This is a genomic window from Amycolatopsis dendrobii (assembly GCF_014145675.1).
Classification (GTDB): Bacteria; Actinomycetota; Actinomycetes; order Mycobacteriales; family Pseudonocardiaceae; genus Amycolatopsis; species Amycolatopsis dendrobii.
This window is the reverse complement of sequence record NZ_JACGZW010000004.1, coordinates 374708-401244: the sequence shown is the minus strand read 5'-3', so window position 1 is coordinate 401244 and position 26537 is coordinate 374708. Positions and strand designations below refer to the sequence as shown.

The window sequence follows — 26537 nt, the reverse complement described above, 5'->3', positions numbered from 1 at the left end:
CAGCGGTGAAAAGCGGTTCAGCCCTTGGTGCGCCGGTTGAACTTGCGCACCGCGAGGAACGAGGCCGAGACGGTGATCGCGCCCCACCAGACGAGCGCGAGCCACGCCGTGCCGCCCGCGGGGGTGCCGTTCATCAGTGCCCGCACCGCGTCCATCAGCACGGTGAACGGCTGGTTGTCCACGATGACCCGCAGCACGCCGGGCATCGCCTGGGTCGGCACGAGAGCGCTGGAGGCGTACGGCACGAACACCAGAATCATGCCGAGACCGCCGGCGCCCTCAACGGTCTTCGAGATCGAGCCGAGCAGCACTGCCAGCCAGAAGACGCCTGCCGCGAACAGGACCAGGAGACCGATCGCGGCGAGCCAGCCGAGCGCGCTGCCGCCGGGACGGAAGCCGATCGCGAAGCCGATCGCCACCATGATCACGAACGACACCAGGCTGCGCAGCATCCCGGCGGCGACGTGGCCGACGAGCACGGCCGGGCCGAACATCGGCATCGAGCGGAAGCGTTCCACGAGGCCCTGGGTGAGGTCCGCGGCGACGCCGACCACGGTGGTCGTCGAGTTGAAGCCGATGCTGATCGCCAGCAGGCCGGGCACGAGGTAGTCGATGTAGGCCATGCCGGGCACGTTGATCGCGGGCCCGAACATGAAGCGGAACAGCAGCAGCAGCACGACCGGCAGCGACACCGCCTGCAGCAGCATCTCCGGGTTCCGCGTGATGTGCTTGACGTTGCGCCCGATCAGCACGCGGAAGTCGGACAGCACCGAGGCCAGCCCGGCGCTCTCGGGCGCCGCGGGGATCTGCGCCCCCTCGGTTTCCCTGGACAAGGTCTGGGTCATCACTTCGCTCCCGCGGTTGAGGTGAGGGTGTGGAACACGTCGTCGAGCGTCGGTTCGGACAGCTCGATTCCGCCGGGTTCGAGCCCGGCGTCGGCGACCCGGTTGAGCGTCGCCCGCACCTGGCCGGGGTGGTCGATCGGCACGCTGACCGTCTCGTCCAGCAGCACGCCGCCGGTGACCTGCTGCGCGCGGCCCGCTTCGGCGACCGACGCGAACGTCAGCTTGAGGCGTTCGGTGCCGACGCGGCGCTTGAGCTCGGTCGCGGTGCCCTCGGCGACGACGCGGCCCTTGTCGATGACCGCGATCCGGTCGGCGAGCTGGTCGGCCTCGTCGAGGTACTGCGTGGTGAGCAGGACCGTGGTGCCGCCGTCGAGCAGCTTGCGGATCGCGTCCCACATCGCCGAGCGGCTGCGCGGGTCGAGACCCGTGGTCGGCTCGTCCAGGAACAGCACCGGCGGCGACGTGATCAGGCTGATCGCGAGATCCAGCCTGCGCCGCATGCCGCCGGAGTACGTCTTGACCGGGCGCTCCCCCGCTTCCACGAGGTCGAACTGCGCGAGCAGTTCGGTGGCCCGCTCCTTCGCCCGCGCGGCGGGCAGGTGGAACAGCCGCCCCATCATTTCCAGGTTTTCGCGTCCGGTGAGCAGTTCGTCGACCGCGGTGTTCTGTCCGGTGAGGCCGATCTGCTCGCGGACCTTGCGGGTGCGCTTGGCGACGTCGTGCCCGTTGACGGTCACGGTGCCGCCGTCGGCCTCCAGGAGGGTGCTGAGGATCCGCACCGTCGTGGTCTTGCCGGCGCCGTTGGGGCCCAGCAGCGCGAACATCGTGCCCCGCTCGACGCTGAGGTCGACGCTCTCCAGGACGTCGACATCGCCGTAGGACTTGCGCAGCCCCCGTGCTTCGATTGCGTAGCCGGTGACCATCGGGTTACCTCTCCTCGGTTCGGTCAAGCGGGGAAACTGTCGGGATCAAGTGGGCCACAGCGGCCGCGAGAGCGGCAATACCGGCCGGGCCCGATAGGGGTGGGCTAATCGTCGTCCCCACCCCCGATTGCCATGCTGATCAACGCGTCGGTGTCCAGCTCGTCGATCGTGTTCTCGTCCACCGCGGACGATTCCAGCTCCTCGTCGGCGACGGCCTGTTCCGGGATCTGGATGCCCGCCAGTTCGAGCAGTCCGTCGAGCAGGCCGGCCGAACGCAGCCGCTCCAGCGGGATCGCCGCCAGCGCGTCGCGGATTCCCTGGTCCGACAACGGTTCCGGCTCGGCCTCGGCCGGGGCCAGTTCGGCGACCAGATGCTCGGCGAGGATCCGCGGCGTCGGGTAGTCGAAGATCAGGCTGACGGGCAGCTTCAGGCCGGTGACGAGGCTGAGCTTGTTGCGGAACCCGGTGGCGGACAAGGAATCGAAGCCGACCTCGTTGAACGAGCGGTCCGCTTCCACCGCCTCCGGACCGGCGTGCCCGAGCAGCGTCGCCGCGTGCGTGCGCACCAGGGTGAGCACGGTCGGCACCCGCTTGCCCGGCGGGAGCGCGCCGAGTTTCTGCGCGAGCGATTCGGTGTCCTCCACGGCGTCCTGAGCCGCGCGTCGGCCGCGAGAGCCGGCGAGTTCGCGCAGGACGGCCGGGAGGTCGTCGTCGCCCGAGGACGCCAGTACGCGAGTGTCCAGCGCGATCGGCACGAGCAGCGGTTCGGGTGAACCCGCTGCCGCGTCCAGCAATCGCAAACCGTCCTCAGTGGACAGCGCGGTGATGCCGGTTTCGCCGATGCGGTGGGCGTCCGCGTCCTCCAGTGCCGCGCCCATGCCGCCGCCCCACAAGCCCCAGGCGAGCGACGAGCCCGCGAGACCCTCGCGACGGCGGCGGACCGCCAGCGCGTCGAGGTAGGCGTTCGCCGCGGCGTAGCTGCCCTGCCCCGGTGCGCCGAGCACGCCGGCGGCCGAGGAGAACAGGACGAACGCGGTCAGGTTGTGGTCGCGGGTCAGCTCGTCGAGCGTGGCCGCGGCGTCGGCCTTCGAGCGCAGGACGTTGTCGAGACGTTCTGGAGTAAGGGAAGTCAGCACCCCGTCGTCCAGGACGCCAGCTGCGTGCACGACTCCGCGCAGATCGATTCCTTCCAGAAGCACGGAAACCGCGGCACGGTCTGCCACGTCGCAGGCGGCGAGGGTGACCTCCGCGCCGAGACCGGTCAGTTCGTCCCGCAGGTCCGTCGCGCCCGGTGCTTCCGCGCCGCGACGGCTGACCAGCAGCAGGTTCCGCACGCTGTGTTCGGTCACCAGGTGTTTCGCGACCGCCCCGCCGAGCGCACCGGTAGCGCCGGTGATCAGCACCGTGCCGTTGGGATCCCAGACCGGGGCGGCTGCCGCGTCAACGGCCCGCTGCAGGCGTGGCACCAGTACCGCTCCGGCGCGGAGAGCGACCTGCGGTTCGTCCGACGCCGACACCGCGGCCAGAGTGCGGCCGCTAGGGGTACCAGTGCCGAGGTCGACCAGGGTGATCCGGTCCGGATGCTCGGCCTGCGCCGAACGGACCAGTCCGGCAACCGCGGCTCCGACCGGGTCGGGGCTTTCCTCCGCGTCGGCCGCGACCGCGCCTCGGGTGACCACCAGCAGGGAGCCTTCCGGACGGCTGAGGAACGTCTGGAGTTCGCCGAGGACCCGGTGCAGTTCCGCGTGCACGTCGTTGCCCGCGGAGGGCAGCACGACCAGACCGGACGCGTCGCCGATGCTGGGCGCGGCGGTGGCGCCGAGGGCCTCGGTGAGGCCGAACGGGTCGTCGCCGACCACGGTCCAGTCGGTGACCTCGGCGACCGCGTCGAGGTCGGTTTGCTCCCACGCGAGGCGGAACAGCGACTCCGCGCCACCGGTTTCGGCGGCTCGCGGCTGTGCCGACATCGGGCGCAGCAGGAGCGAATCCACCGAAGCGACCGGCGCGCCGGTGCCGTCTGCGATCTTCAGTGCTGCCGCACCCGAGCCGATCTGCTTGACGTGCACCCGCAGCGTCGTCGCGCCGACTGCGTGCAGCCGGACGCCTTCCCACGCGAACGGGAGCGCCGGTTCGTCCCCGACCGCGCCGGAGACGCCGATGGTGTGCAAGGCGGCGTCGAGGACGGCCGGGTGGATGCCGTAGCGGTCCACATCGGACACCGATGCGGGCAGCTGGATCTCCGCGAACGCTTCCCCGTCGCCCTTCCAAGCGGCGACAAGGCCGCGGAATGCCGGACCGTACGCGAGACCGTCGGCGGCCAGTTCCTCATACGTGCCATCGAGTTGCACCTGCTCGGCAGCGGGCGGCCACGCGGAGAGATCGAACCTCTCCGACTTGCCCGCCTTGGCGAGACGGCCGGTGGCGTGCCGGGTCCACGGGACGCCGTCCGCCGCGCCTTCCGGGCGCGAGTGGACAGTGAACGCGCGAACGCCGTTCTCCGCGGCGTCGAGTGCGAACTGCACGCGGACGCCGGTCCGCTCCGGGACCACCAGCGGGTACTCCAGGGTCAGTTCGTCCAGGCGCGGGCATCCGGCCTCGTCCCCAGCGCGGATCGCCATTTCGACGAAACCGGTGCCGGGGAACAGGATCGAGCCGCCGACGACGTGATCGGCCAGCCACGGGTGCGTGCCGACAGAAAGGCGTCCGGTGAACAGGAGACCTTCCGCACCGGCCAGCTCCGTCGCGGTGCCGAGCAGCGGGTGGTCTTCCTGACCCGGGGCAGCCGCAGTGCTCTCCAGCCAGTAACGCTGGCGCTGGAACGGATACGTCGGCACCGGCACCGGGTGCGCGCCGGTCGGTGCGTAGATCGCCGACCAGTCGACGTCGACGCCGCTGACGTGCAGCTGCGCGACCCCGGTCAGCGCGGCGACCGCTTCGTCCTGCTCCTTGTGCAGCAGCGAGGCGAGCACGAGACCGTCCGGACGCTCGTCGAGGCAGGCGTCGGTCATCGCGGTGAGCGTGGTGTCCGGACCCAGTTCGAGGAACCGGTTCACGCCGTCCGCGGCGGCCCGGGTGACCGCGTCGCGGAACTGCACGCCTGCGCGGACCTGGTTCACCCAGTATTCCGGCGAGGTCAGGTCGGCCGGGCCGCCGGTGACGGTGGAGATGATCGGGATCCTCGGTTCCGCATAGGACAGTCCTTCCGCGACAGTGCGGAACTCGGCGAGCATCGGGTCCATCAGTCGCGAGTGGAACGCGTGCGAGACGCGGAGTTGCTTGGTGCGCTCGAACTTCGTCGCTACCTCGGCAACCGCTTCCGCGGCACCGGAAATCACGACTGCCGCCGGACCGTTCACTGCGGCAATGTCCACAGTGTCCCCGGCGGCTTCGCGAACTGCCTCGGGAGTTCCGTCGATCGCGACCATCGCGCCTCCGGTCGGCAGTGCTTGCATCAGCGCACCGCGGGCGACCACGAGCTTCGCCGCGTCAGCCAGCGAGAACACGCCTGCGCAGTGTGCGGCGGCGAGTTCGCCGATCGAGTGGCCAGCGAGCAGGTCCGGCTTGACGCCCCAGGACCGGACCGTGCGGAACAGCGCGACTTCCAGTGCGAACAGCGCCGGTTGCGTCCAACGGGTCTCGTCGAGGCCGTCGCCGCTTTCGATCACTTCGCGCAGCGGCCGGTCGAGGTGCTTGTCGAGTGCGGCGCATACCTCGTCATAGGCATCGGCGAACGCCGGGTACCGCGCCGCCAACTGCGTGCCCATCTGCGCTCGCTGCGAACCCTGGCCCGCGAACAGGAACGCGGTTCGGCCGCTGCCGGTGGCGATACCGCGGACGACGCCGCGGGCGTCCTCTTCGTCGACCAGTGCTGCTAGGCCGCGCACAAACTGCGGCGAACGGCTGCCGATCAACACTGCCCGGCGGTCGAACGCACTGCGCGCGGTCGCCAGCGAGAGGCCGATGTCGGCGAGGCTGCCTTCCGGCTCTTCGTCCACATAGGCCATCAACTGCTCGGCCTTGGCCCGCAACGCGGCCGCGCCGCGACCGGAGACCGGCCAGGCGACCGGACCGTCGTACTCCGGACCAGTCGAGGCGGTGACCTCGCGACGGTCGCCTTCCTCCAGAATGACGTGCGCGTTCGTGCCGCTCACGCCGAAGGACGAGACACCGACGCGTCGGGTGTGGCCGTTCGGCAGCCATTTCACCGGCTCCGCCAGCACCCGGACGGCACCCGTGGACCAGTCGATCTCGCTTGACGGCTTGCCCACGTGCAGCGTCGCGGGGAGTTCGCCGTGCCGCATCGCCTCGATCATCTTGATCACGCCTGCCGCACCCGCGGCGGCCTGCGTGTGTCCGATGTTCGACTTCACCGATCCGATCCACAATGGACGGTCCGCCGACGTCTGCGTGCCGTAAGTGGCCAGCAGTGCCTGGACTTCGATCGGGTCGCCGAGCTTCGTACCGGTGCCGTGTGCCTCAACGGCGTCTACTTCGGACGGTTCCAGGCCGGCGTCGGCCAGCGCGGCGCGGATCACCCGCTGCTGCGCGGGGCCGTTCGGCGCGGTCAGGCCGTTGGAGATGCCGTCCTGGTTCACCGCGCTGCCCTTGAGGATCGCGAGCACCGGGTGGCCGTTGGCGCGGGCGTCGGACAGACGTTCCAGCACCAGGACGCCGACGCCTTCGGACCAGGTGGTGCCGTCGGCGTCGTCGGAGAACACCTTGCACCGGCCGTCGGCCGCGAGGCCCTGCTGACGGCTGAATTCCACAAAGGTCTCCGGCGTGGCCATCACCGTGACGCCGCCGGCCAGCGCGAGCGAGCAGTCGCCGCCGCGCAGTGCCTGCGCCGCCATGTGCATCGCGACCAGCGAGGACGAGCACGCGGTGTCGACGGACACGGCCGGGCCCTCGAGGCCGAGGGTGTAGGAAACGCGGCCGGTGACGATGGAACCGGCGCTGTTCGCGCCCACGTAGTCGTGGTACTGGACGCCCGCGTACACACCGGTCGGGCTGCCCTTGAGCGAGACCGGGTCGATCCCGGACCGCTCCAGCGCCTCCCAGGACGCTTCGAGCAGCAACCGCTGCTGCGGGTCGATCATCGGCGCTTCCTTCGGCGAGACGCCGAAGAACGTCGGGTCGAAGTCACCCGCGTCGTAGACGAATCCGCCGCGTGCGACGTAGGTCGTGCCGGGGCGGCGGCCGGTCGGGTCGAGCAGGCCGTCGATGTCCCAGCCGCGGTCGGCCGGGAAGTCTCCGATCCCCTCGCGGCCGTTCGCCACCAGTTCCCACAACTGTTCCGGCGAAGCGACGCCACCCGGCAGCCGGCAGGCCATGCCGACGATCGCGATCGGCTCCGCCGAGTTGTCCTTAGCGGACACTGTGGCGATCTCTGCTGAAGTGCCGGCCAGTTCGTCGAGCAGGTGCGCGGCGAGCGCGGTCGGCGTGGGGTGGTCGAAGATCAACGTCGCGGGCAGTCGCCGGCCGGTGGCCGCGGTGAGGCCGTTGCGGAGTTCGATCGCGGTCAGCGAGTCGAAGCCGAGCGACTGGAACTGCGCCGACGGCTCGATCTCGTGCGCCGCGCGGTAACCGAGCACGGTGGCGGCGTGACCGCGTACCAGTTCCAGCACCGCGTCGCGACGGTCTTCCGCCGGCAGTCCCAGCAGTCGTGCCGCGAAGGAGTCCACTGAGGACTCGGCAACGGCGGCGACCCGGCGGGTGGCGCGGCCGACGAGTTGCTCCAGCGTGCGCGGGAGCCGGTCGAGTTTGCGCAGCACGGGCAGGTCGAGCTTCGCCGGGACTGCGGTCGGCTTGCGGACGGCGATGGCGCGGTCGAACATCGCCAGCCCCTCCGCAGTGGACAGTGGCACGATGCCGCTGGCCGCGAGCCGCTGCACCTCCTCTTCGGTGAGCGTGCCGCCCATGCCGCCGACCTCGCCCCACAGGCCCCAGTCCAGCGACAGACCCGGCAGGCCGTGCGCTACACGGTGCGAGGCGAGAGCGTCGAGGTACGCGTTGGCTGCGGCGTAGCTGCCCTGGCCGGGCGCGCCGAGGACGCCGGAGACCGACGAGAACAGCACGAACGCGGACAACGCGGTTTCGCGGGTGAGTTCGTGCAGGTTCAGCGCACCGTCGACCTTCGGGGCGAGCACCGCGTCGACCCGCTCCGGGGTCAAAGCGGTGACCACGCCGTCGTCGAGAACGCCAGCGGCGTGCACGACTGCGGTCAGCGGGTTCTCCTCGGGCAGCGACGCCAGCACACTGGCCAGCGCCTCGCGGTCGGCGACGTCGCAGCGCTCCAGCCGGACGTCGACCTCGCTTTCGCGCAGCTCAGCGGCCAGTTGGTCGAGCGCGGGCGTGATCCGGCGGCTGAGCAGCAGCAACCGGCGGACGCCGTGCTCGGCGACCAGGTGCCGGGCGAGCTTTCCGCCCAGCGCGCCGGACGCGCCGGTGACCAGCACCGTGCCGTGCGGGCAGAAGTACGGCCGTTCCAGCTCCGGCGTCGTGCGGACCAGCCGCGGCACCAGGACCGTGCCGAGGCGGACCGCTGCCTGTGCCTCGCCCGAGGCCAGGACCTGCGGCAACACTGCTTCCGGAGTGGTTTCGGCGTCGAGGTCGAGCAGGACGAAAGCGTCCGGGTTTTCCTCCTGCGCGGAGCGGACCAGGCCCCAGACCGCGGTGGCGGCGAGGTCGGTGACGTCCCCGGCGGCCGGGACCGCGCCGCGAGTGACGACGACGAGCCGGGCGTCCGACGGATGTTCCTCGGACAGCCACGACTGCAACGCGGCGAGCACCCGGTGCGTCAGCTCATGGGTCTCCGCTGCGGTGCCGGATTCGCCGACGCACTCCAGAATCTGCACTTCGGCAGTGTCCACAGTGGCTTCGAGGTCCGCGGACCGCTGCCATTCGATCCGGTACAGCGGAGCGGCCTGCTCGGCGACCGGTGCGGTGAACGCGCGGAACACCGTCTCGGCGACCGTCGCGACCGGGGCACCGGTCGGGTCGGCGAGGGCGATCTTGAAACCGTCCTCTGTGGTCGGGGTGAACCGCACGCGTAGCGCGGACGCGCCGGTGGCGTGCAGCTCGACCCCGGTCCAGCAGAACGGAACCCGGCCGACTCCGCCGTCGCCGCCACCGGCGACGCGGAGCGCGTGGGTGCAGGCGTCGAGCGCGGCCGGGTGCAGGCCGAAGCGGTCAGCGTCGCTGTCCTCCGGCAGCGCGACTTCAGCGAAGATCTCGCCGTCGCGCTGCCAGACTGCTTGCAGGGAGCGGAACAGCGGACCGTACGTGAGGCCGGTGTCGGCGAAATCGTCGTACAGGCCGTCGATGGCGACCGACTCCGCACCGGCGGGCGGCCATTCGGTCAGCTCGGCGCCGCCGTTGGCCGACTGCGGGGCGACGCTGCCGCTCGCGTGCAGGGTCCAGTCCGCGTCCTCGTCTTCGGGTCGCGAGTGGACAGTCACCGAACGGACGTCGCGCTCCCCCGCCGCGCCGACGGTGACCTGCACCTGGATGCCGCCGCGGGCGGGCAGGACGAGCGGGCTGCCGAGGGTCAGTTCCTCGATCCGGCCAGTGCCGACCTGGTCGCCGGCACGGACGACCAGTTCCAGGAACGCCGTCCCGGGCACGGTCACCGCGTCGCCGAGCTGGTGTTCGGCCAGCCACGGGTGCGTTTCGACGGACAGCCTGCCGGTGAGCACGACGCCGTCGGTGTCGGCGAGCGCGACGGCCGCGCCGAGCAGCGGGTGCCCGGCGGACGTCAGCCCAGCGGCGGTGACTTCGTCGCGATTGGCACGGGCGTCGAGCCAGTACCGCTTGCGCTGGAAGGCATACGGCGGCAGGTCGACGCGCTGGGCGCCACGGCCGGCGAAGACCGCGGCCCAGTCCGGGGTCAGTCCGCTGACGAACAGTTCGGCCAGCGCGGTGAGCGCGGCGGCCGGTTCTTCGCGGTCCTTGCGGAGCACCGGAACCACGAGCGCGTCGGACGTCTGGCGGACCAGCGCGGACAGCACGCCGTCCGGACCGACCTCGACGAATCGCCCGACGCCTTGCGCGGCAAGGGTTTCGACTCCGTCGTGGAACCGGACCGCGGCACGGACCTGCCGCACCCAGTAGTCCGCTGCGGACATGTCGACATCCGGGCCGACCGTGGAGACCAGCGGGATTTCCGGCTGCTGGTAGGTCAGGCCGCGAGCCACCGCGGCGAACTCCGCGAGCATCGGCTCCATCAGCGGCGAGTGGAACGCGTGCGACACCTTCAGCTTCGAGGACTTCCGTCCGTCGAACTTCGCCACCACCGCGGCGACCGCGTCTTCGGTGCCGGAAAGCACGACAGAGTCCGGGCCGTTGATCGCGGCGATGCTCACGTCGTCAGTCAGGTTCGGGGCGACCTCGGCCTCGGTCGCCTGCAGCGCCACCATCGAACCGCCGGACGGCAGCGCCTGCATCAGGCTTGCCCGGGCGGCCACCAAGGTGGCGGCGTCGGCCAGCGAGAAGATTCCGGCGACATGGGCGGCGGCGAGTTCGCCGATCGAATGGCCGAGCAGGAAGTCTGGCTTGATCCCCCACGACGCGAGCAACCGGAACAGTGCCACCTCGATCGCGAAAAGCGCGGGCTGGGTGTAGCCGGTTTGGTTGATCAGCCGCGGTTTCTCGAACAGGACCGTCTTGAGCGGACGGTCGAGGCGCCGGTCCAGTTCGGCGCAGACCTCGTCCAGCGCCTCGCGGAAGACCGGGAACGCGGCGGCCAGGGCGGCCCCCATCCCGGCCCGCTGCGCGCCCTGTCCGGAGAACAGGAACGCGGTCAGCCCCTCCACCTGGGTGCCTGTGACGACGTCCGGACTGGCGACGCCGTCCGCGAGGGCTGCGATGGCCTGCTTCGGGTCCGCAGCCAGGACGACCGCGCGGTGCGACAGCGGAGAGCGCGAGGTGGCGAGCGAAAAGCCCAGGTCAAGCGGGGTCGCCGCCGAGGACGCCAGCTGCGCGGCTTGAGCCCGCAGCGCCGCGCTCCCGTGGCCGGCCAGCGGCAGCGGAACCGCGACGCCCTCCGGCCAGCTCGGGGTGACCGGCGCAGCGGCCTCCGCCGCAGGCGCTTCCTCCAGGATGATGTGCGCGTTGGTGCCGCTCACGCCGAACGACGAAACACCCGCGCGACGCGGCCGGTCGCCCGCTGCCCACGGACGTTCGGTGCGCAGCAGCTCGACCGCACCGGAGGTCCAATCGACCTCAGTGGACGGTTCGGTGACGTGCAGCGTGCGCGGCAGCAGACCGTGCCGCATCGCCTGCACCATCTTGATCACACCGCTGACGCCCGCCGCGGCCTGCGCATGGCCGATGTTCGACTTGATTGACCCGAGCCACAGCGGTTCGGTGCGGTCCTGGCCGTAAGTAGCCAGCAATGCTTGTGCCTCAATGGGATCGCCCAGTGTGGTGCCGGTGCCGTGGCCCTCGACAGCGTCCACATCGGACGCCGACAGCCGGGCATTGGCCAGCGCCTGCCGGATCACCCGCTGCTGCGAAGGACCGTTCGGCGCGGTGAGGCCGTTCGAGGCGCCGTCGGAGTTCACCGCGGAGCCGCGGACGACCGCGAGCACCGGGTGTCCGTTGCGCTGGGCGTCGGAAAGCCGTTCCAGCAACAGGGTTCCCGCGCCCTCGGCCCAACCGGTGCCGTCCGCGCTGTCCGAGAACGCCTTGCACCGGCCGTCCGGAGCCAAGCCGCGCTGACGGCTGAAGGCGAGGAACGGACCCGGCCGGGACATCACCATGACGCCGCCCGCCAGCGCGAGCGAACAATCCCGCTGCCGCAGCGACTGCACCGCCAAGTGCAGCGCCACCAGCGAGGACGAGCACGCGGAGTCGATCGTGACGGCCGGGCCCTCCAGACCGAGCGCGTAGGCGATCCGGCCGGAGATGACCGAGCCGGCGTTGCCGGTGCTCAGGTAGTCCTCGACCTCGCCCGCGAGCACGGACGGCGGCAGCTCGTCGTAGTAATCCTGCCCGCCGCTGCCGACGAACACGCCCACCTGCTGTTTCGCCAGCGAGTGCGGTGCGATGCCGGCCCGCTCGAAGGTCTCCCACGCCAGCTCCAGCACGAGCCGCTGCTGCGGGTCCATCGCGAGCGCCTCCCGCGGCGAGATGCCGAAGAACGGCGCGTCGAACTCGCCCGCGTCGTGCACGAACCCGCCTTCGGAGACGTAGCTCGTGCCGGGGCTGTCCGGGTCGGCGTCGAACAGCCGGTCCAGCGCCCAGCCGCGGTCGGACGGGAACTCCCCGATCGCGTCGCGGCCCTGTGCGACCAGCTCCCACAGGTCGTCGGCGGACCGGACGCCGCCGGGGTAGCGGCAGCCCATCGCCACGATCGCGATCGGCTCGGATTCGGCGGCCTCGACCGCGCGCAGCCGCGCCCGCGTCTCTTGCAGGTTGGCGGTGACCCGCTTCAGGTAGTCGACCAGCTTGGTTTCGTCGGTCCTGGCTTCGTCAGACATCTGGAGAACCTCTTGTCGCAGAATCAAGGGCGGGTGGTCAGGCGCCGAGCTCGTCGTCGATGAGGGCGAACAGTTCGTCGGTGGTGGCCGCTTCGAGCGCTTCGGAGCCGGATTGGCCGCCCGACAGCGTCTGGTGCAGCGCGGCGACGACCGCCTGCAGCCGGGGCAGGATGCGGGACCGGTCGATCTCCGCGGCGTCGAGCGCGGCGGCCGCCGCTTCGAGCCGGTCGAGCCCGGCCTCGAGCGGGACCTCTGTCTCGCCCGCGCACAGCTGGCTCCACAGGTGCTCGGCCAGCGCCTGCGGATTGACGTGGTCGAACGCGACCGTGGCGGGCAGCTTCAGGCCGGTGCCCGCGCCGAGCCGGTTGCGCAGGTCGACCGCGGTCACCGAGTCGAAGCCGAGTTCCTTGAAGGCCCGCGCGGGTTCCACCGCGCCGCCGTCGTCGTACCCGGCCACTGCGGCGACCTCGCCGCGCACCAGGTCCAGCACGGTCCGGCGCTGTTCGGCCGGGCTCAGCGAGGCCAGCCGGGCGGCGAGGTCGCCCGCGCCCGCCGGTTCGGCTTCGGTCGCCTCGGCCGCGGCCTCGGGGATGCCGCGCAGCAGCGGACGGGGCCGGGCGAGCTGGTAGACCGGCGCGAACGCGGTCCAGTCGATGTCCGCGACGACCAGCTGGGACTCGTCGTGGTCGAGCGCCTGGCCGAGGGCTTCGACGGCCAGCCGCGGGTCCATCTCGGCCAATCCCATGCGGCGCAGCAGATCGCTCGCGTCCGCGTCGACCATGCCGCCCCCGCCCCAGGAACCCCAGGCCACCGCGATCGCGGTACGCCCGGCCGCGCGCCGGCGGCGGGCCAGCGCGTCGAGGTAGGCGTTGCTGGCGCCGTAGGCGGGCTGGCCGGTGGTGCCCCACACGGCGGCGCCGGAGGACATCAGGACGAACGCGTCGAGTTCGGTGTCGCCGAGCAGCCGGTCGAGCAGGGCGGCCCCGGTGACCTTCGCCCGGATCGCGGCGGTGAACTCCTCCGGTGTGACGTCGACCAGCGCGGGTTCGCGGGTCAGCACCCCGGCGGCGTGCACCACCGCGGTCGGCGGGTGTTCTGCGAGCAGTTCGGACAGCGCTGTCTCGTCGGCGACGTCGCAGGCCACGACGGTGACGCGAGTGCCGGACAGCTCTTCGACCAGCTCACGCGCGCCTTCGGCGTCGAGGCCGCGACGGCTGGTCAGCACCAGGTGTTCCGCGCCCCGTCCGGCGAGCCAGCGCGCGACGTGGCCGCCGACCGCGCCAGTGCCGCCGGTGATGAGCACGGTGCCGCGCGGCCGCCACGGCTCGGCGGCGTCCGGGCCGAGCGGAGCGTGCACCATGCGCTTGGCGAACACTCCGGACGGCCGGATCGCGACCTGGTCCTCGTCGTTGATACCGGACACGATGGCGGCCAGCTTCGCCGCATCGGACGCGTCGGCGACGTCGACCAGACCGCCCCAGCTGCCAGGCTGGTCCAAGGCGACCACGGTGCCGAGGCCCCACACCGAAGCGGCTTCGGGGTCGGCATCGGAGAAGGCGTCGACCGCGACCGCGCCTCGGGTGACAACCCACGCCGGAGCGTCGATCTCGTTGTCCCGCAGGGCTTGCAGCAGCGCGATGGTGTTGAGCGTCGGGTTCTCGTCGAAGGCGAGCAACGACAGGACACCGTCGAACGGACGGACTGCGGTCGCCTCGCCGAGCAGCTCGGCCAACGCTGTGCGGGTGTGGTCGGCGGCGACCAGGCGGACGACGTCGCCCTGCTCGGCCAGTGCGTCCGCCAGGTCGGCTGCCTGCGGGACCCCGGCGGGGACGACGACCAGCCAGCTGCCGGTGAGTCCGCTGGTCACGCCGGACAGCGGGGACCACGACACGCGGTACCGCCACGAGTCCACCGTGGACAGTTCGGTGCGGCGGCTGTGCCAGGCGGCCAGTGCCGGGACGACCTCGGCGAGCGGACCGGCGCCGACGCCGAGCCGGGCGGCGAGCGCGTCGACGTCGCCGCCGGTCACGTCCTGCCAGAACTCCTGGTCGGCTGCCGGGACTGAGCTTTCCGCGGTCGCGGTTTCCTCTTCGTGCCAGAAACGCTTGTGCTGGAACGGATAGGTCGGCAGGTCGGCGATCCGGCCGCCGGGGACCAGCGAGAGCCAGTCGACCGAGCCGCCGCGGACGGAGTACTCCGCCATCGACGTCGCGAACCGGGTCAGACCGCCCTCGTCGCGGCGCAGCGTGCCGGCGACCGAGCCGGGGTGGCCGGTTTCGTCCAGCGTCTCCTGGATGCTCATCGCCAGCACCGGATGCGGGCTGATCTCGATGAAGCGCGTGTAGCCGGCCTCGGCGAGCTGCGCGACGACCGGTGCGAACCGGACCGTGCGGCGCAGGTTCGCGAACCAGTAGGCGGCGTCCACAGTGGACTCGCCGACCGCGTCGAGGGTGACCGTGGAGGTCATCGCGACCTCGCCGCGCCTCGGCTGGATCGGGCCGAGGTCGGCGAGCAGCCGGTCCGAAAGGTGTTCGACGTGCGCCGAGTGCGACGCGTAGTCCACCGGGACCAGCTTCGCGCGGAAGCCTTCGGCGACTAGCTGATCACGCAGTTCTTCAAGGGCTTCGGTGTCGCCGGACAGCACGGCGGACGTCGCGCCGTTGTCGGCCGCGACCGAGATCCGGCCGTCCCAGGCGCCAAGCCGCTCTTCCAGTTCGGTCGCCGGGAGACCTGCCGCCAGCATGCCGCCCCCGCGTCCGCCGAGGACGTCGCCGATTGCCTTGCTGCGCAGCGCGACCACCAACGCACCGTCCTCAAGCGACAGTGCACCCGAGACAGTCGCGGCGGCGATCTCGCCCTGCGAGTGGCCGATCACCATGTCCGGCTCGACACCGTGCCCACGCCACAGCGCGGCCAGCGAAACCATGACCGCCCACAGCATCGGCTGCACGACATCGACCCGGTCAGCCGGCGGAGTACCCGGTTCGCCGCGCAGGACCTCGATGACCGACCAGCCGGTGAACTTCCGCAGCGCGGTGTCGCATTCGGACATCCGGGCGGCGAAGACCGGGGACTGCTCGATGAGGTCGAGCGCCATGCCAGTCCACTGTGAACCCTGGCCGGGGAACACGAAGACAGTCCGTCCGCGCACGTCCGCGGCACCGGTGATCACGTCCGGACGGGAGGTGCCGGAAGCCAGCGCGCGCAACGCTTCCTCGGCCTGCTCGCGGTCCTGCGCCACTACCACCGCACGGTGGTCCAGCGGTGCGCGGCCGGTGACGAGCGTGTGCACGATGTCGGCGAGGTCATTGTCCACTGGTGCCAGTTGCCCAGCGGACTCAGCCAGCGCGGCCGGAGTCTTCGCCGACAGGGCCAGCGGGTAGACCGGAGCCGGTGCTGTGGCGGCTTCCTCGGCGGCCGGAGCCTGTTCCAGGATCACGTGCGCGTTCGTCCCGCTCACCCCGAACGACGACACCGCCGCCCGCCGCGGCCGGTTCACCTCGGGCCACGCCTGCGGTTCGGTGAGCAGTTCGACCGCGCCGGAGGTCCAGTCGACGTGCTTCGACGGCGTCCCGACGTGCAGCGTCTTCGGCAGCCGGGCGTGCTGCAGCGCCTGCACCATCTTGATCACGCCAGCGACCCCGGCGGCGGCCTGCGGATGGCCCATGTTCGACTTGATCGAGCCGAGCAGCAACGGCGCACCGCTGCTGCGCTGTCCGTAGGTTTCCAGCAGCGACTGGGCTTCGATCGGGTCGCCCAACGCGGTTCCCGTGCCGTGTGCCTCGACAGCGTCCACATCGGACACCGAAAGCCCAGCATCGACGAGCGCGGCTTCGATCACGCGAACCTGGGAAGGACCGTTGGGCGCAGAGAAACCGTTGCTGGCTCCGTCCTGGTTTACCGCCGAGCCACGCAGCAGAGCGAGCACACGGTGCCCGTTGCGCTGTGCGTCGGAGAGCCGCTCCAGGACCAGTACGCCGACGCCTTCCGCCCAAGAGGTGCCGTCCGCGTCGTCGGAGAACGACTTGCTCCGGCCGTCCGCCGCGAGGCCGCGGCGGCTGCAGAAGTCCACGAACATCTCCGGCGTGCCCATCACCGCGACGCCGCTGGCCAGCGCGAGCGTGCAGTCGCCGCGCCGCAGCCCCTGAGCCGCCATGTGCAGCGCGACCAGCGAGGACGAGCACGCGGTGTCCACCGACACCGACGGTCCTTCGAGACCGAGTGTGTAGGAAACCTGGCCGGACACGAGGCTGCCGTCCGGACTGCCGCCGCTGTAGTCGTGGTACATCACGCCCGCGTAGACGCCGGTTGGGCTGCCCTTGAGCCCGTGCGGGTCGAGGCCTGCGCGCTCGAAGGCCTCCCACGACGCTTCGAGCAGGATCCGCTGCTGCGGGTCGGCGCGGCGGGCGTCGCGCGGGCTGATGCCGAAGAACTCGGCGTCGAAATCCGCTGCGTTGTAGAGGAAACCGCCGTGCCGGGTGTAGGTCTTGCCAGGCCGCTCCGGCGTCGGGTCGTAAACGCCCTCGATGTCCCAGCCGCGGTCGGCGGGGAACTCCCCGATCGCGTCGCGGCCCTCGTCGACGAGGTCCCACAGGTCGTCCGGCGTCCGCACGCCCCCGGGGTAGCGGCAGCTCATGCCGATGATGGCGATCGGCTCGGTGTCGCGCGCCTCCAGTTCGTGCAGCCGGCGGCGGGCCTGCTTCAGATCGGCCGTCGCACGCTTCAGGTAGTCGCGGAGCTTGTCCTCGTTGCTCATGGTCTGCCCGTTCATGAGATGCCCAATTCGTCGTCCAGGACGGCAAACAGCTCGTCGTCGGTGGCCTCGTCCAGATCGGCTTCGGTTGCGGCTCCGGCGTGCGCGTCGGCCCACTTGCGCACCAAGGCGTCCAGCCGCGCGGCGACCTTGGCGGTCGACCCGTTCAGCGTTCCGGCCGCGCCGCCGAGGAGGGTTTCCAGCCGGTCGATCTCGCTGAGCAGCGGTTCGGCCGGGCCGCGGCCCACGCCGAGCAGCTCGTGCAGCCGCCGCGCCAGCGCGGCCGGGGTCGGATGGTCGAACACGATGGTCGCGGTCAGCTTGAGCCCGGTGCGCGCGCCGAGCTGGTTGCGCAGTTCGACGGAGGTGAGGGAGTCGAAACCCATCTCCTGGAACGCGCGTTCCGGCTCGACCGCCGTGGCGCCGGCGAAGCCGAGGATCGCCGCGACCTGCTCCGACACCACACCGAGCAGGTACGCCTCGCGCTCGGCCTCGGGGACGGTCGCCAGCCGGGTCGCGGGCGCCGGAGTCTTCTTGACCGCACGGCGCACCATGCCCCGGAGCACTGGCGGCAGGTCGTCGGTCCGCGCGCGGAGTGCGGACTGGTCCAAACGGACCGGGGCGAGCACGGGTTCGGACGAGGCGAGACAGGCGTCCAGCAGCGCGAGGGCTTCGGCGGTCGCCATCGGCGGCGTGCCCAGCCGGCGGAGGCGGCGGAAGTCCGCTTCGGACAGTTCGCCCGCCATGCCGCCGTCTTCGGACCACGCGCCCCAGCACAGCGAGGTCGCCGGAAGTCCTTGTGCCCGACGGTGTTCGGCCAGTTCGTCCAGGAACGCGTTCGCCGCGGCGTACCCGGCCTGCCCGGCGGCGAGGATCGTGCTGGCGGCAGACGAGAACAGGACGAACGCGTCGAGGTCGCCTGTCAGCTCGTGCAGGTTCCAGGCACCGTCGACCTTCGGGGCGAAGACGCGGGCGGTCTCCTCCTCGGTGAGCGTCTCGACGCGACCGGCCGACGGCACGCCCGCCGCGTGGATGACCGCGGAGAGCGGGCCGACCTTGGCGAGGAGGTTCCGCACGGACTCCGCGTCAGTGACGTCGCAGCTCTCGACCGCGACGGTCGCGCCGAGTGTGGTCAGCTCATCGCGCAGCTCGGACGCCCCGGGTGCGTTCGCTCCTCTGCGGCTGGTCAGCACGAGGTTCCGTACGCCGTGCTTGGTCACCAGGTGCCGGGCGACGACCGCGCCGAGTCCGCCGGTACCACCGGTGACCAGCACCTTGTCCCAGTTCAGCTCGGTCAGTTCCGCGGCGACGGTGGCGAAGCGCGGAGTGAAGACCTGGCCGTCGCGGACCGCCGTTTCGGGTTCGCCGGTGGCCAACGCCGCTTCCGGATCGCCGTCGGCCAGCGCGAACCGGCCGGGGTTTTCCGCCGCGGCCGCGCGGACGAGGCCCCAGGCCGAGGCCAGCGCCGGGTCGACGTCCTCGCCGTGCACGGACACCGCACCGCGTGTGACCACCGCGAGCCGGCCGTCGCCGTCGAGCGTTTCCTGGATCGCGGAGCGCACTTCCGCGGCGACGGCACGCGCTGCCTCCGGTACTCGACACTCCGGAGTGGACACTTCAAGGATCCGGAAGTCGTGCTGCTCACCGGTGTTCGCGACGGGCTCCCAAGTGACGCGGTACAGCGCGTCCTTCGCCGGGGCCAGCTTCAGCGCCCGCGCGGCGAGTGCCTCGACGGTGAGCACCGGGCCGCCGGTGGCATCCGCGATCTGCAGGGTGATCGCGTCGGTGCCCGCCGGGGCGACGCGGACTCGCAGCGACGATGCGCCCGGCGAGTGCACCGTGGTGCCGCTGAACGAGAACGGCAGCATCGGTTCGGCACCGCCTTCGGGAGCCGGGCCGAGGAGTTGCGCGTGCATGGCAGCGTCGAGCAGGGCGGGGTGAACACCATAGTCGCGTGCCTCGGCACCGTCGGGCAGCGAGACCTCCGCGTAGATGACGTCGCCGTCCTGCCACATCGCTTGCAGGCCCTGGAAAGCCGGGCCGTAGTCGTAGCCCAAGGCGGCAAGGGTCGCGTACGGGTCGTCCAGCTCGACCTTGGCGGCACCGGCGGGCGGCCATTCGGTGAGGTCGAATGACGGTGGTTCCGCAGTCGGGGCAACGAAACCGCTCGCGTGGCGGGTCCAGGATCCGGCGCTGTCTTGTCGCGAGTGGACGGTTACGGCGCGGCGGCCGTTCTCGTCCGGTCCTTCGACGGAGACCTGGAGCGATGCGCTTTCGGTGAGGGTGAGCGGTGCTTCGAGGGTGAGTTCCTCGATGTGTGCGCATCCAGCCTCGTCGGCGGCGCGGTGCACTAGCTCGACAAATGCCGTTCCAGGAACCAGAACCGTGCCGAGGACGACGTGGTCGGCGACCCAGCCGACGCTGCTGGTGGACAGCCGTCCGGTGAGCACCACGGCGTCGGTCTCCGGCAGGCGGACGACGGAGCTCAGCATTGGGTGTTCGGCGGGCTGCTGGCCGTGTTCGGTCGCGTCGCCGCTGGTCGTGTCGGCAGGGAGCCAGTAGCGGGTGCGGCGGAAGGCGTAGGTCGGCACCTCCACGCGGCGCGCGCCCGGGTAGAACGCGGTCCAGTCGACCGGGACGCCGCGGGCGTGCAGCGTCGCGAAGGCGGTGACCGCCGTGACCGCTTCTCCTCGGTCCTTACGCAGGGCCGGGACGAACGCGAGAATGTCGTCGTCGAATCCGTTCTGCGCAGCGGCGGTGAGCACCGCGGACGGTCCAATCTCGACAAACGTCCGGACGCCTTCGTCCACCAGAGTCTGGACCCCAGCGTGAAACCGGACTGCGGCGCGCACCTGACGCACCCAGTAGTCCGGAGTGGACAGATCCTCGTCGGCACCGACCGTGGAGACGATCGGGATCTGCGGCTTCGCGTAGGTGAGTTTCTCGGCTGCGACGGCGAATTCCGCGAGCATCGGCTCCATCAGCGGCGAATGGAACGCGTGCGACACCTTGAGCTTCGAAGACTTCCGTCCGTCGAACTCGGCCACCACTTTCGAAACAGCCTCTTCAGTGCCGGAGAGGACCACCGAGTCCGGGCCGTTGATCGCGGCGATGCTGACCTGAGCGGTCAGGTGCGGCGTGACCTCGTCCTCGGTCGCCTGCAGCGCCACCATCGATCCGCCGGGCGGCAGCGCCTGCATCAGCCGCGCCCGCGCACCGACCAGCGACGCCGCGTCCGCGAGCGAGAGAATCCCGGCAACGTGCGCGGCAGCCAGTTCGCCAATCGAATGGCCGAGCAGGAAGTCCGGTTTGATCCCCCACGACGCGAGCAGCCGGAACAGCGCGACCTCGACCGCGAACAACGCGGGCTGCGTGAAGCCAGTGCGCTCCAGTTCGGCGGCATCATCGAGGACTGTCTTCAGCGGACGGTCCAAGTGCGGGTCGAGTTCGGCGCACACAGCGTCGAAAGCCTCGGCGAACACCGGGTACTTCGCGGCGAGTTCGCTGCCCATCCCCGCGCGCTGTGCACCTTGTCCGGTGAAGAGGAACGCGGTACGGCCGTTGGTGCGACGATCCCGGACTTCGCGCAGCTCATCTCGCGTGGCACCGACGAGCACGGCGCGGTGGTCGAGCATGGACCGGGTGGCGGCCAGGGAGAAGCCGATATCGGTCGGCGAGCCTTCGACAGCCGCGAGTTGCTTCAGCTGAGCGTCGAGCGTGTCGGCGGTGTCCGCGGACACCGGCCAGGCAAGCACCGGAACCTCGGCTGGTGCAGCGGCGTCCTCGGCCGGCTCGGCCTGTTCGACAATCACGTGCGCGTTGGTGCCGCTGATCCCGAACGACGACACCGCGGCGCGCCGGGCGCGCCCGGTCTCCGGCCACGGGCGGGCCTCGGTGAGCAGCTCGACCTCGCCAGCCGACCAGTCGACGTGCGGCGAGGGCGCGTCAACGTGCAGCGTCTTCGGCAGCACGCCGTGCCGGATCGCTTCCACCACCTTGATCACGCCGCCGACCCCAGCCGCGGCCTGAGTGTGTCCGATGTTCGATTTGAGCGAGCCCAGCCACAGCGGCTCAGCACGGTCCTGGCCGTAGGTCGCCAGCAGCGCCTGCGCCTCGATCGGGTCGCCGAGCTTCGTGCCGGTGCCGTGGCCCTCGACGAGATCCACGTCCGCCGTGGTCAGCCCGGCGGATTCCAGCGCTTGGCGGATCACTCGCTGCTGTGCCGGTCCATTAGGGACAGTCAGTCCGCTCGACGCGCCGTCGGAGTTCACCGCGGAGCCGCGGATCACGGCGAGCACCTGGTGACCGTTGCGGCGGGCTTCGGAAAGCCGCTCCACCACGAGGACACCCGCGCCTTCGCCCCAGCCCGTTCCGTCGGCCGCGGCGGCGAAGGCCTTGCACCGGCCGTCGTCGGAAAGCCCGCGCTGCTCGGAGAAGTACACGAAAGTTTCGGGAGTGGCCATCACCGTGACGCCGCCGACCAGTGCCAGCGAACAGTCGCCGCGACGGAGAGCCTGCGCTGCCCAGTGGAGCGCGACGAGCGACGACGAGCACGCGGTGTCCACGCTCACCGCCGGGCCCTCAAGGCCGAGCGCGTAAGCGACCCGGCCCGAGACGACGCTGCCGGCGGCCGCGTGCCCGGCGTAGTCGTGGTACATGACGCCGGTGAACACACCGGTTTCGCTGCCGCGCAACGTCTCCGGCACGATCCCGGCGCGTTCCAGGGCGGTCCACGAGGTCTCCAGCAGGATCCGCTGCTGTGCGTCCATGGCGAGCGCCTCGCGCGGCGAGATCCCGAAGAACTCCGGGTCGAATTCCGCCGCGTCGTAAAGAAAACCGGCTTCGCGCGTGTTCGTGGTGCCGGGCCGTTCGCCGGCCGGGTCGTACAGCGTGTCCAGCGGCCAGCCGCGGTCCTCCGGGAAGCCGCCGATGGCGTCGGTTCCGGTGGCGACGAGGTTCCACAGGTCCTCGGGCGACGTGACGCCGCCGGGGTACCGGCAGGCCATGCCGACGATCGCGATCGGCTCGCCGTCGCGCTCGCGCGTTTCCTGCAATGCCCGCTTCGCTTCGCGAAGATCAGTCGTCGCGCGTTTGAGGTAGGCGAGCAGTTTGCGCTCGTTCTCGCCGCCGGACTGGAAGTCGCTACTCACGCCAATCGCCCCGCCTAACCGCGAAAAAGGGTGGAAAGTGCCACGTCGGGAACGCTACCGACGGCGCTGGCGTGCCCCCACCCCTAGCGGCCCCACATTCAGCTGGCCAGGGCGGCGGCGACCGCGCGAGGGGCTGGCAACGCGGCCACCTCCGCGCGCAACGCGTCCGCACCGGCGCGAAGCGTTTCGTCCGTCAGCCGGGAAATCCCTTCCGCCGCACCGGAAATTCCCGCGCCCGCGGCGGTGACGCGAGTGCCGAAAGCAGACTCGGCCAACGACAGCTGCGGCAGCCCGTACGCCACCGCGGCAAGCGCCAACGTCTCGTTACCGTCGTGCACCACTGCCGCACACGTCGGCAACACGGCGGCCGGAGGCGCGGAGTCGACGAGCTTCACCTTCTGCGGCAACGCAAGCCCGGCTGGCAACTCCGCGGCACAAACCAGCTCTGCGTCCACATCGGACAGTACACTGAAGACAGACTCATACCAGGAAGGATCGTCCAGCGACAGGAGAATGCGAGCGCGGCGGGCCTTGCGGCGCAGCCAGTTGGGGATCTCGACCGGACCGAAGTACGGCACGTGCCGCAGCGGGTCGCCTGACGGACCGTTGTCGCGCAACGAAGGCGGCACGAGGTCGAACGTGTGGTCCGCAGCGGCGTCGAGTTCGTCCTGAGGCCCGAGCACGCGAACCGCCTTGGCACCGACCTCGCGGGCGGCGGCGATTCCGGCCGGCGCGTTCGACACCACCACGGCGGGCCGCCACAGCCGCGCGAACTCGGCCAGCGCGGCGGATTCGGTCAGCTCCGCGTCGCCGTCCTCGAGCTCGGCCGCGACGCAGCCGGTACGGAGGATGTCCTCGACGAACGCGGGCCGTCCGGCGATTTTCACGTCGTGCCCGGCGGTCCGGAGCGCCCAGGCGAGCGGCACCAGGGTGTGCAGACGGGCCGTCGAGGACGGCGCGGCCAGGAGTACACGCATGGGGATCACTCCAGATACGACGAAAACCGGGCCGGCCCGGCGTGGACAGTCCGCACGAGACTAACCACCCCGGGCCGGCCCGGCGTACCCCTAGAAACCGTTACTGGCCGGGCATTTTCACCGCTTCGATGGCGTTGCGGCGCATCGCCAGCCTTGCCGAGAGCGAGGTCGCCGGCCACACGATCAGGAAGATCGCGAGCACCACGGCGAGGAACACCCAGACCGGTCCGGACGGGATGATCTCGCCGGTGGTCAGCGCCATCGGCACCACGGTGAAGAGCGAGATCACGATGCCGAGCACGAGCCCGGTCACCGCCACGATCCCGCCTTCCACGAACAGCATCCGCTTCACCTGTCCGCGATCCGCACCGGCGAGCCGTTGCGCGCCGAACTCCCGCCGACGGGCCAGCACGGCTACCGAAAGCGTGTTCACCGCGGCGATCGCGGCGTACGCGATGGCGAGCACGGCCAGCAGGTAGTTGATCAGCGCCTCGACGTCGGCACTCGCCTGGAAACTCGCGGCGAGCGCACTGTCGTCGCCGACCGTGACTCCGGGCCAGTCCTTCGCCCGGTCGGACAGCGCCGACACGATCGCGCCGGCGTCGCCGCCCCGCACGAGCACCTGCGACGCGAGGCCGCTGGTGGTGTGCGCGGCCAGCAGATCGGCGGGCAGCACCATGCTCGCGTAACTGGACGGGCTGTCCAGCAGCGCGACCACGGTCACCGGGACCTGCGCCCCGTCGCCGAGCCGCATCTTGATCTGGGAGCCGACCTTGACCTCGAGCTTCTCGGCGACCGACGCGGGCAGCGCCACGGAATTCCCGCGCAGTGCCGTGAGCGAGCCTTCGGTGACCTCGGTGGCGAGCACCGTGCCGCCCTGGTCCTGCGCGGCGACGCCCAGCAACCGCAACGGGTCGCTTCCGTTGCCGTCGTAGGGTTCCTCGACCCAGCCGGAGCTGATGACGAGCGGCGACGAGGTCGAAACCCCCGGCGTGCTGCGGATCTGCGCGAGCTCGTCCGGCGAGAACCCGCCCGCGGCCGAGGTGAGCACCGCGTCTGCCTTCAGCTGCCCGGCATAAGCGGCGATCTGCGCTTTTTGGGCGGTGGTCTCGGAATACACGTTGCCGAGCGCGACCGCGCTGGCGAGCGTGATCGGCGTGAGCACCGCGGCGAACGCGACGGCCCGCGCCCGGGTGTTGATGACCGCGAGCGTGGCGTCGCGGCCGGCGACCCGGCGCACGAACGGACCGAACCGGTCCACCACCCACGCGATGATCTCCGGCCCGAGCAGCGCGACGCCGATCGCGCCGGTGAGCACCGCCGGACCGCCGATCGCCGCGGCGGTGTCGGCGGGCATGAAGATCGTGGTCGCGGCGAGCAAAACCGTGGCCGCGCCGCAGATCAGCGCACCCATGCGGCGTAACGCGTTGACCTTGACGCCCGGGATCGCCGCTTCGGCCAGTGCCTGGATCGGCCGGGCCCGGGCGGCGGCCAGCGCGGCGAACCACGCGGCCCCGAAGGTGATCGCGAGCGTGGCGACGATCCCCGCCGCGAACGCGATGATGTCCTGGGTGAAGGCGAGTTCGTCCGGCACGATGCCGAGCGAGCCGCTGGTGCTGAAGATCCAGTTCCCGAGCAGGCTGCCCAGGAACGCCCCGCACACCGCGGCGATCGCGCCGACCGCCATCGTCTCCATGACGACCATGCGGTGCACCTGTTTCGGCGTCGCGCCGGTCGCCCGCAGCAGCGCGAGTTCCTGCTGCCGCTGCCGGACGGTGAGGCTGATCGTCGCGGAAGCCACCAGCGCCATCACGACCAGCACCATGCCGCCGAACACCGCGGCGAGCAGGATCAGCGGCAGCTGGCTTCCGCTCACGCCGAGGAATTCCGCCGAACCGCGATCGTCGCCGGTCAGCACGGTGAGCGAAGGAACCTGTTCGGAGATCTTGCCCGCCAGCTCGGTCGCGTCGACGCCGTCGGCGGGGAAAACGCCGACGAGCCCGACCGTGCCGGGATGCGGGTTGAACCGCTGGGCGTCCGCGACCGAGAAGAAGAACGCGGGCGACTTCACGGTTTGGGCGGGCTCCGCGACGCCGGAAATCTGGAACGACTGCCGCTGCCCGTTCACCGCCAGGTCGACGGCCGAACCCGCGTGCAGGCCGGCCGCCGATGCGGTGGCCGCGTCGAGCACGACCTGGCCCGGCGTGTTCGGAGCCGCGCCTTCGGTGAGCTTGTATCCGCCCAGCGAAGCCGAATCCCAGCCGTGTCCGGAAAGGACAGACGCACCTGGCTCAGGCGCGCCGTCGTGCAGCAGGACCGTCGCGAACGACACGTCCGGCACCGCCTGCCCGACCCCCTGCACCGCGGTGATCTTCGCGATCTGGTCCTCCGGCAGCACCGCGCGCTCGGCGTACGGTACGACCTGGGATTCCTCGTCCGGCAGCTTGAACCCGGCGGACCCGCCGACGACGAGCGGAGCCGCGGACAGCCGCTGCGGCGCCGCCTTCAGCACGATCGCCGTCTCGAAAAGCCCGGCGCACGCGATCAGCAGACCGCAGCCGATGAGGATCGCGACGAACGACGCGAGCGAAGCCGCCGCGCGGTACCGGAGGCTCGACAGCGCGAGCGCGAGCACCACTCGCCGCGAGTTCACCGCTGCCTCCTCGCTTGCTCGCCGAGGTGCGCCAGGGTGCTCGCCACCTGGTCGACGGTCGGCGTGGCCATCTGCGTGACGATCTGCCCGTCGACCAGGAACAGCACGTTGTCCGCGTGGGACGCCGCGACCGGGTCGTGGGTGACCATCACGATGGTCTGGCCCGCGCCGACCAGCTCGCGCATCAGGCCGAGGACCTCGAGCGCGGTGGTGGTGTCGAGCGCGCCGGTGGGCTCGTCGGCGAACACCACGGCCGGACGGGCGGCGAGCGCGCGGGCGATCGCGACGCGCTGCTGCTGCCCGCCGGACAGCTCGCCGGGCCGGTGCTTCACGCGCTGGGACAGCCCGACGCGCGCGATCACCTGGTCCACCCACGCCTTGTCCGGCGTGCGGCCGGCCAGCAGCGTGGGCAGCGTGACGTTCTGCTCCACGTTCAGCGCCGGCATCAGGTTGAACGACTGGAAAATGAACGCGACGTGTTCCCGGCGCAGTTCGGTGAGCTGTGTTTCGTTCTTGCCCTTGAGATCGGTCCCGACGAGGGTCACCGTGCCCGAGGTCGGCGTGTCCAGCCCGGCCGCGCAGTGCAGCAGCGTGCTCTTGCCGGAACCGGACGGGCCCATCACCGCGGTGAAGGTGCCCGCCGGGAAGGCGACGGACACGCCGGCGAGCGCTTCGACCGCGCTCTCGCCGCGGCCGTAGGTCTTGCGCACCCCGTCCAGCTGGACGGGCGTTGCCACGGAAGTAGTGGTGGGCACGTC

General features: G+C 71.1%; 7 protein-coding genes and 1 pseudogene. All 8 read right to left on the bottom strand.

What is annotated here, in order from left to right; translation table 11 throughout:
- Positions 1-17 precede the first annotated feature (17 nt).
- The 8 genes and pseudogenes from H4281_RS13655 to H4281_RS13620 all read right to left on the bottom strand — a co-directional run bounded on the left by H4281_RS13655 (position 18) and on the right by H4281_RS13620 (position 26516).
- Positions 18-845 carry an ABC transporter permease gene (locus tag H4281_RS13655; RefSeq protein ID WP_182891249.1) on the bottom strand — a complete coding sequence of 276 codons (828 nt, stop codon included), beginning with the start codon at positions 843-845 and terminating at the stop codon, positions 18-20.
- Complete coding sequence (locus H4281_RS13650) at positions 845-1768, bottom strand: ATP-binding cassette domain-containing protein (RefSeq protein ID WP_182891248.1); 924 nt, start codon at positions 1766-1768, stop codon at positions 845-847. Before H4281_RS13650 ends, H4281_RS13655 begins: the two co-directional genes overlap by 1 nt.
- 104 nt (positions 1769-1872) lie before the next feature.
- Complete coding sequence (locus tag H4281_RS13645) at positions 1873-12273, bottom strand: SDR family NAD(P)-dependent oxidoreductase (RefSeq protein ID WP_376771861.1); 10401 nt, start codon at positions 12271-12273, stop codon at positions 1873-1875.
- Between the two features lie 10 nt (positions 12274-12283).
- Positions 12284-16972, bottom strand: coding sequence for a type I polyketide synthase (locus H4281_RS13640; RefSeq protein ID WP_376771874.1), 4689 nt, complete (start codon positions 16970-16972; stop codon positions 12284-12286).
- Positions 16973-17013: 41 nt separating this feature from the next.
- Positions 17014-22029: pseudogene (locus H4281_RS13635) on the bottom strand (type I polyketide synthase); the annotation flags it as partial.
- A gap of 218 nt (positions 22030-22247) precedes the next feature.
- Positions 22248-23126 carry a nucleotide disphospho-sugar-binding domain-containing protein gene (locus tag H4281_RS13630; protein WP_220507162.1) on the bottom strand — a complete coding sequence of 293 codons (879 nt, stop codon included), beginning with the start codon at positions 23124-23126 and terminating at the stop codon, positions 22248-22250.
- A gap of 100 nt (positions 23127-23226) precedes the next feature.
- Positions 23227-25779, bottom strand: coding sequence for an ABC transporter permease (locus tag H4281_RS13625; protein WP_312872105.1), 2553 nt, complete (start codon positions 25777-25779; stop codon positions 23227-23229).
- The gene (locus tag H4281_RS13620; RefSeq protein WP_237596938.1) at positions 25776-26516 is read right to left on the bottom strand and encodes an ABC transporter ATP-binding protein; all 741 of its coding nucleotides are present in this window, start codon (positions 26514-26516) and stop codon (positions 25776-25778) included. The genes H4281_RS13625 and H4281_RS13620 overlap by 4 nt, the downstream gene beginning before the upstream one ends.
- Between the last annotated feature and the right edge of the window lie 21 nt (positions 26517-26537).

What these genes read in the sequence shown, in the direction of transcription:
- H4281_RS13655 (WP_182891249.1), bottom strand. Translation starts at nt 845, where the DNA reads ATGACCCAGACCTTGTCCAGGGAAACCGAGGGGGCGCAGATCCCCGCG.
- H4281_RS13650 (WP_182891248.1), bottom strand. Translation starts at nt 1,768, where the DNA reads ATGGTCACCGGCTACGCAATCGAAGCACGGGGGCTGCGCAAGTCCTAC.
- H4281_RS13630 (WP_220507162.1), bottom strand. Translation starts at nt 23,126, where the DNA reads ATGCGTGTACTCCTGGCCGCGCCGTCCTCGACGGCCCGTCTGCACACC.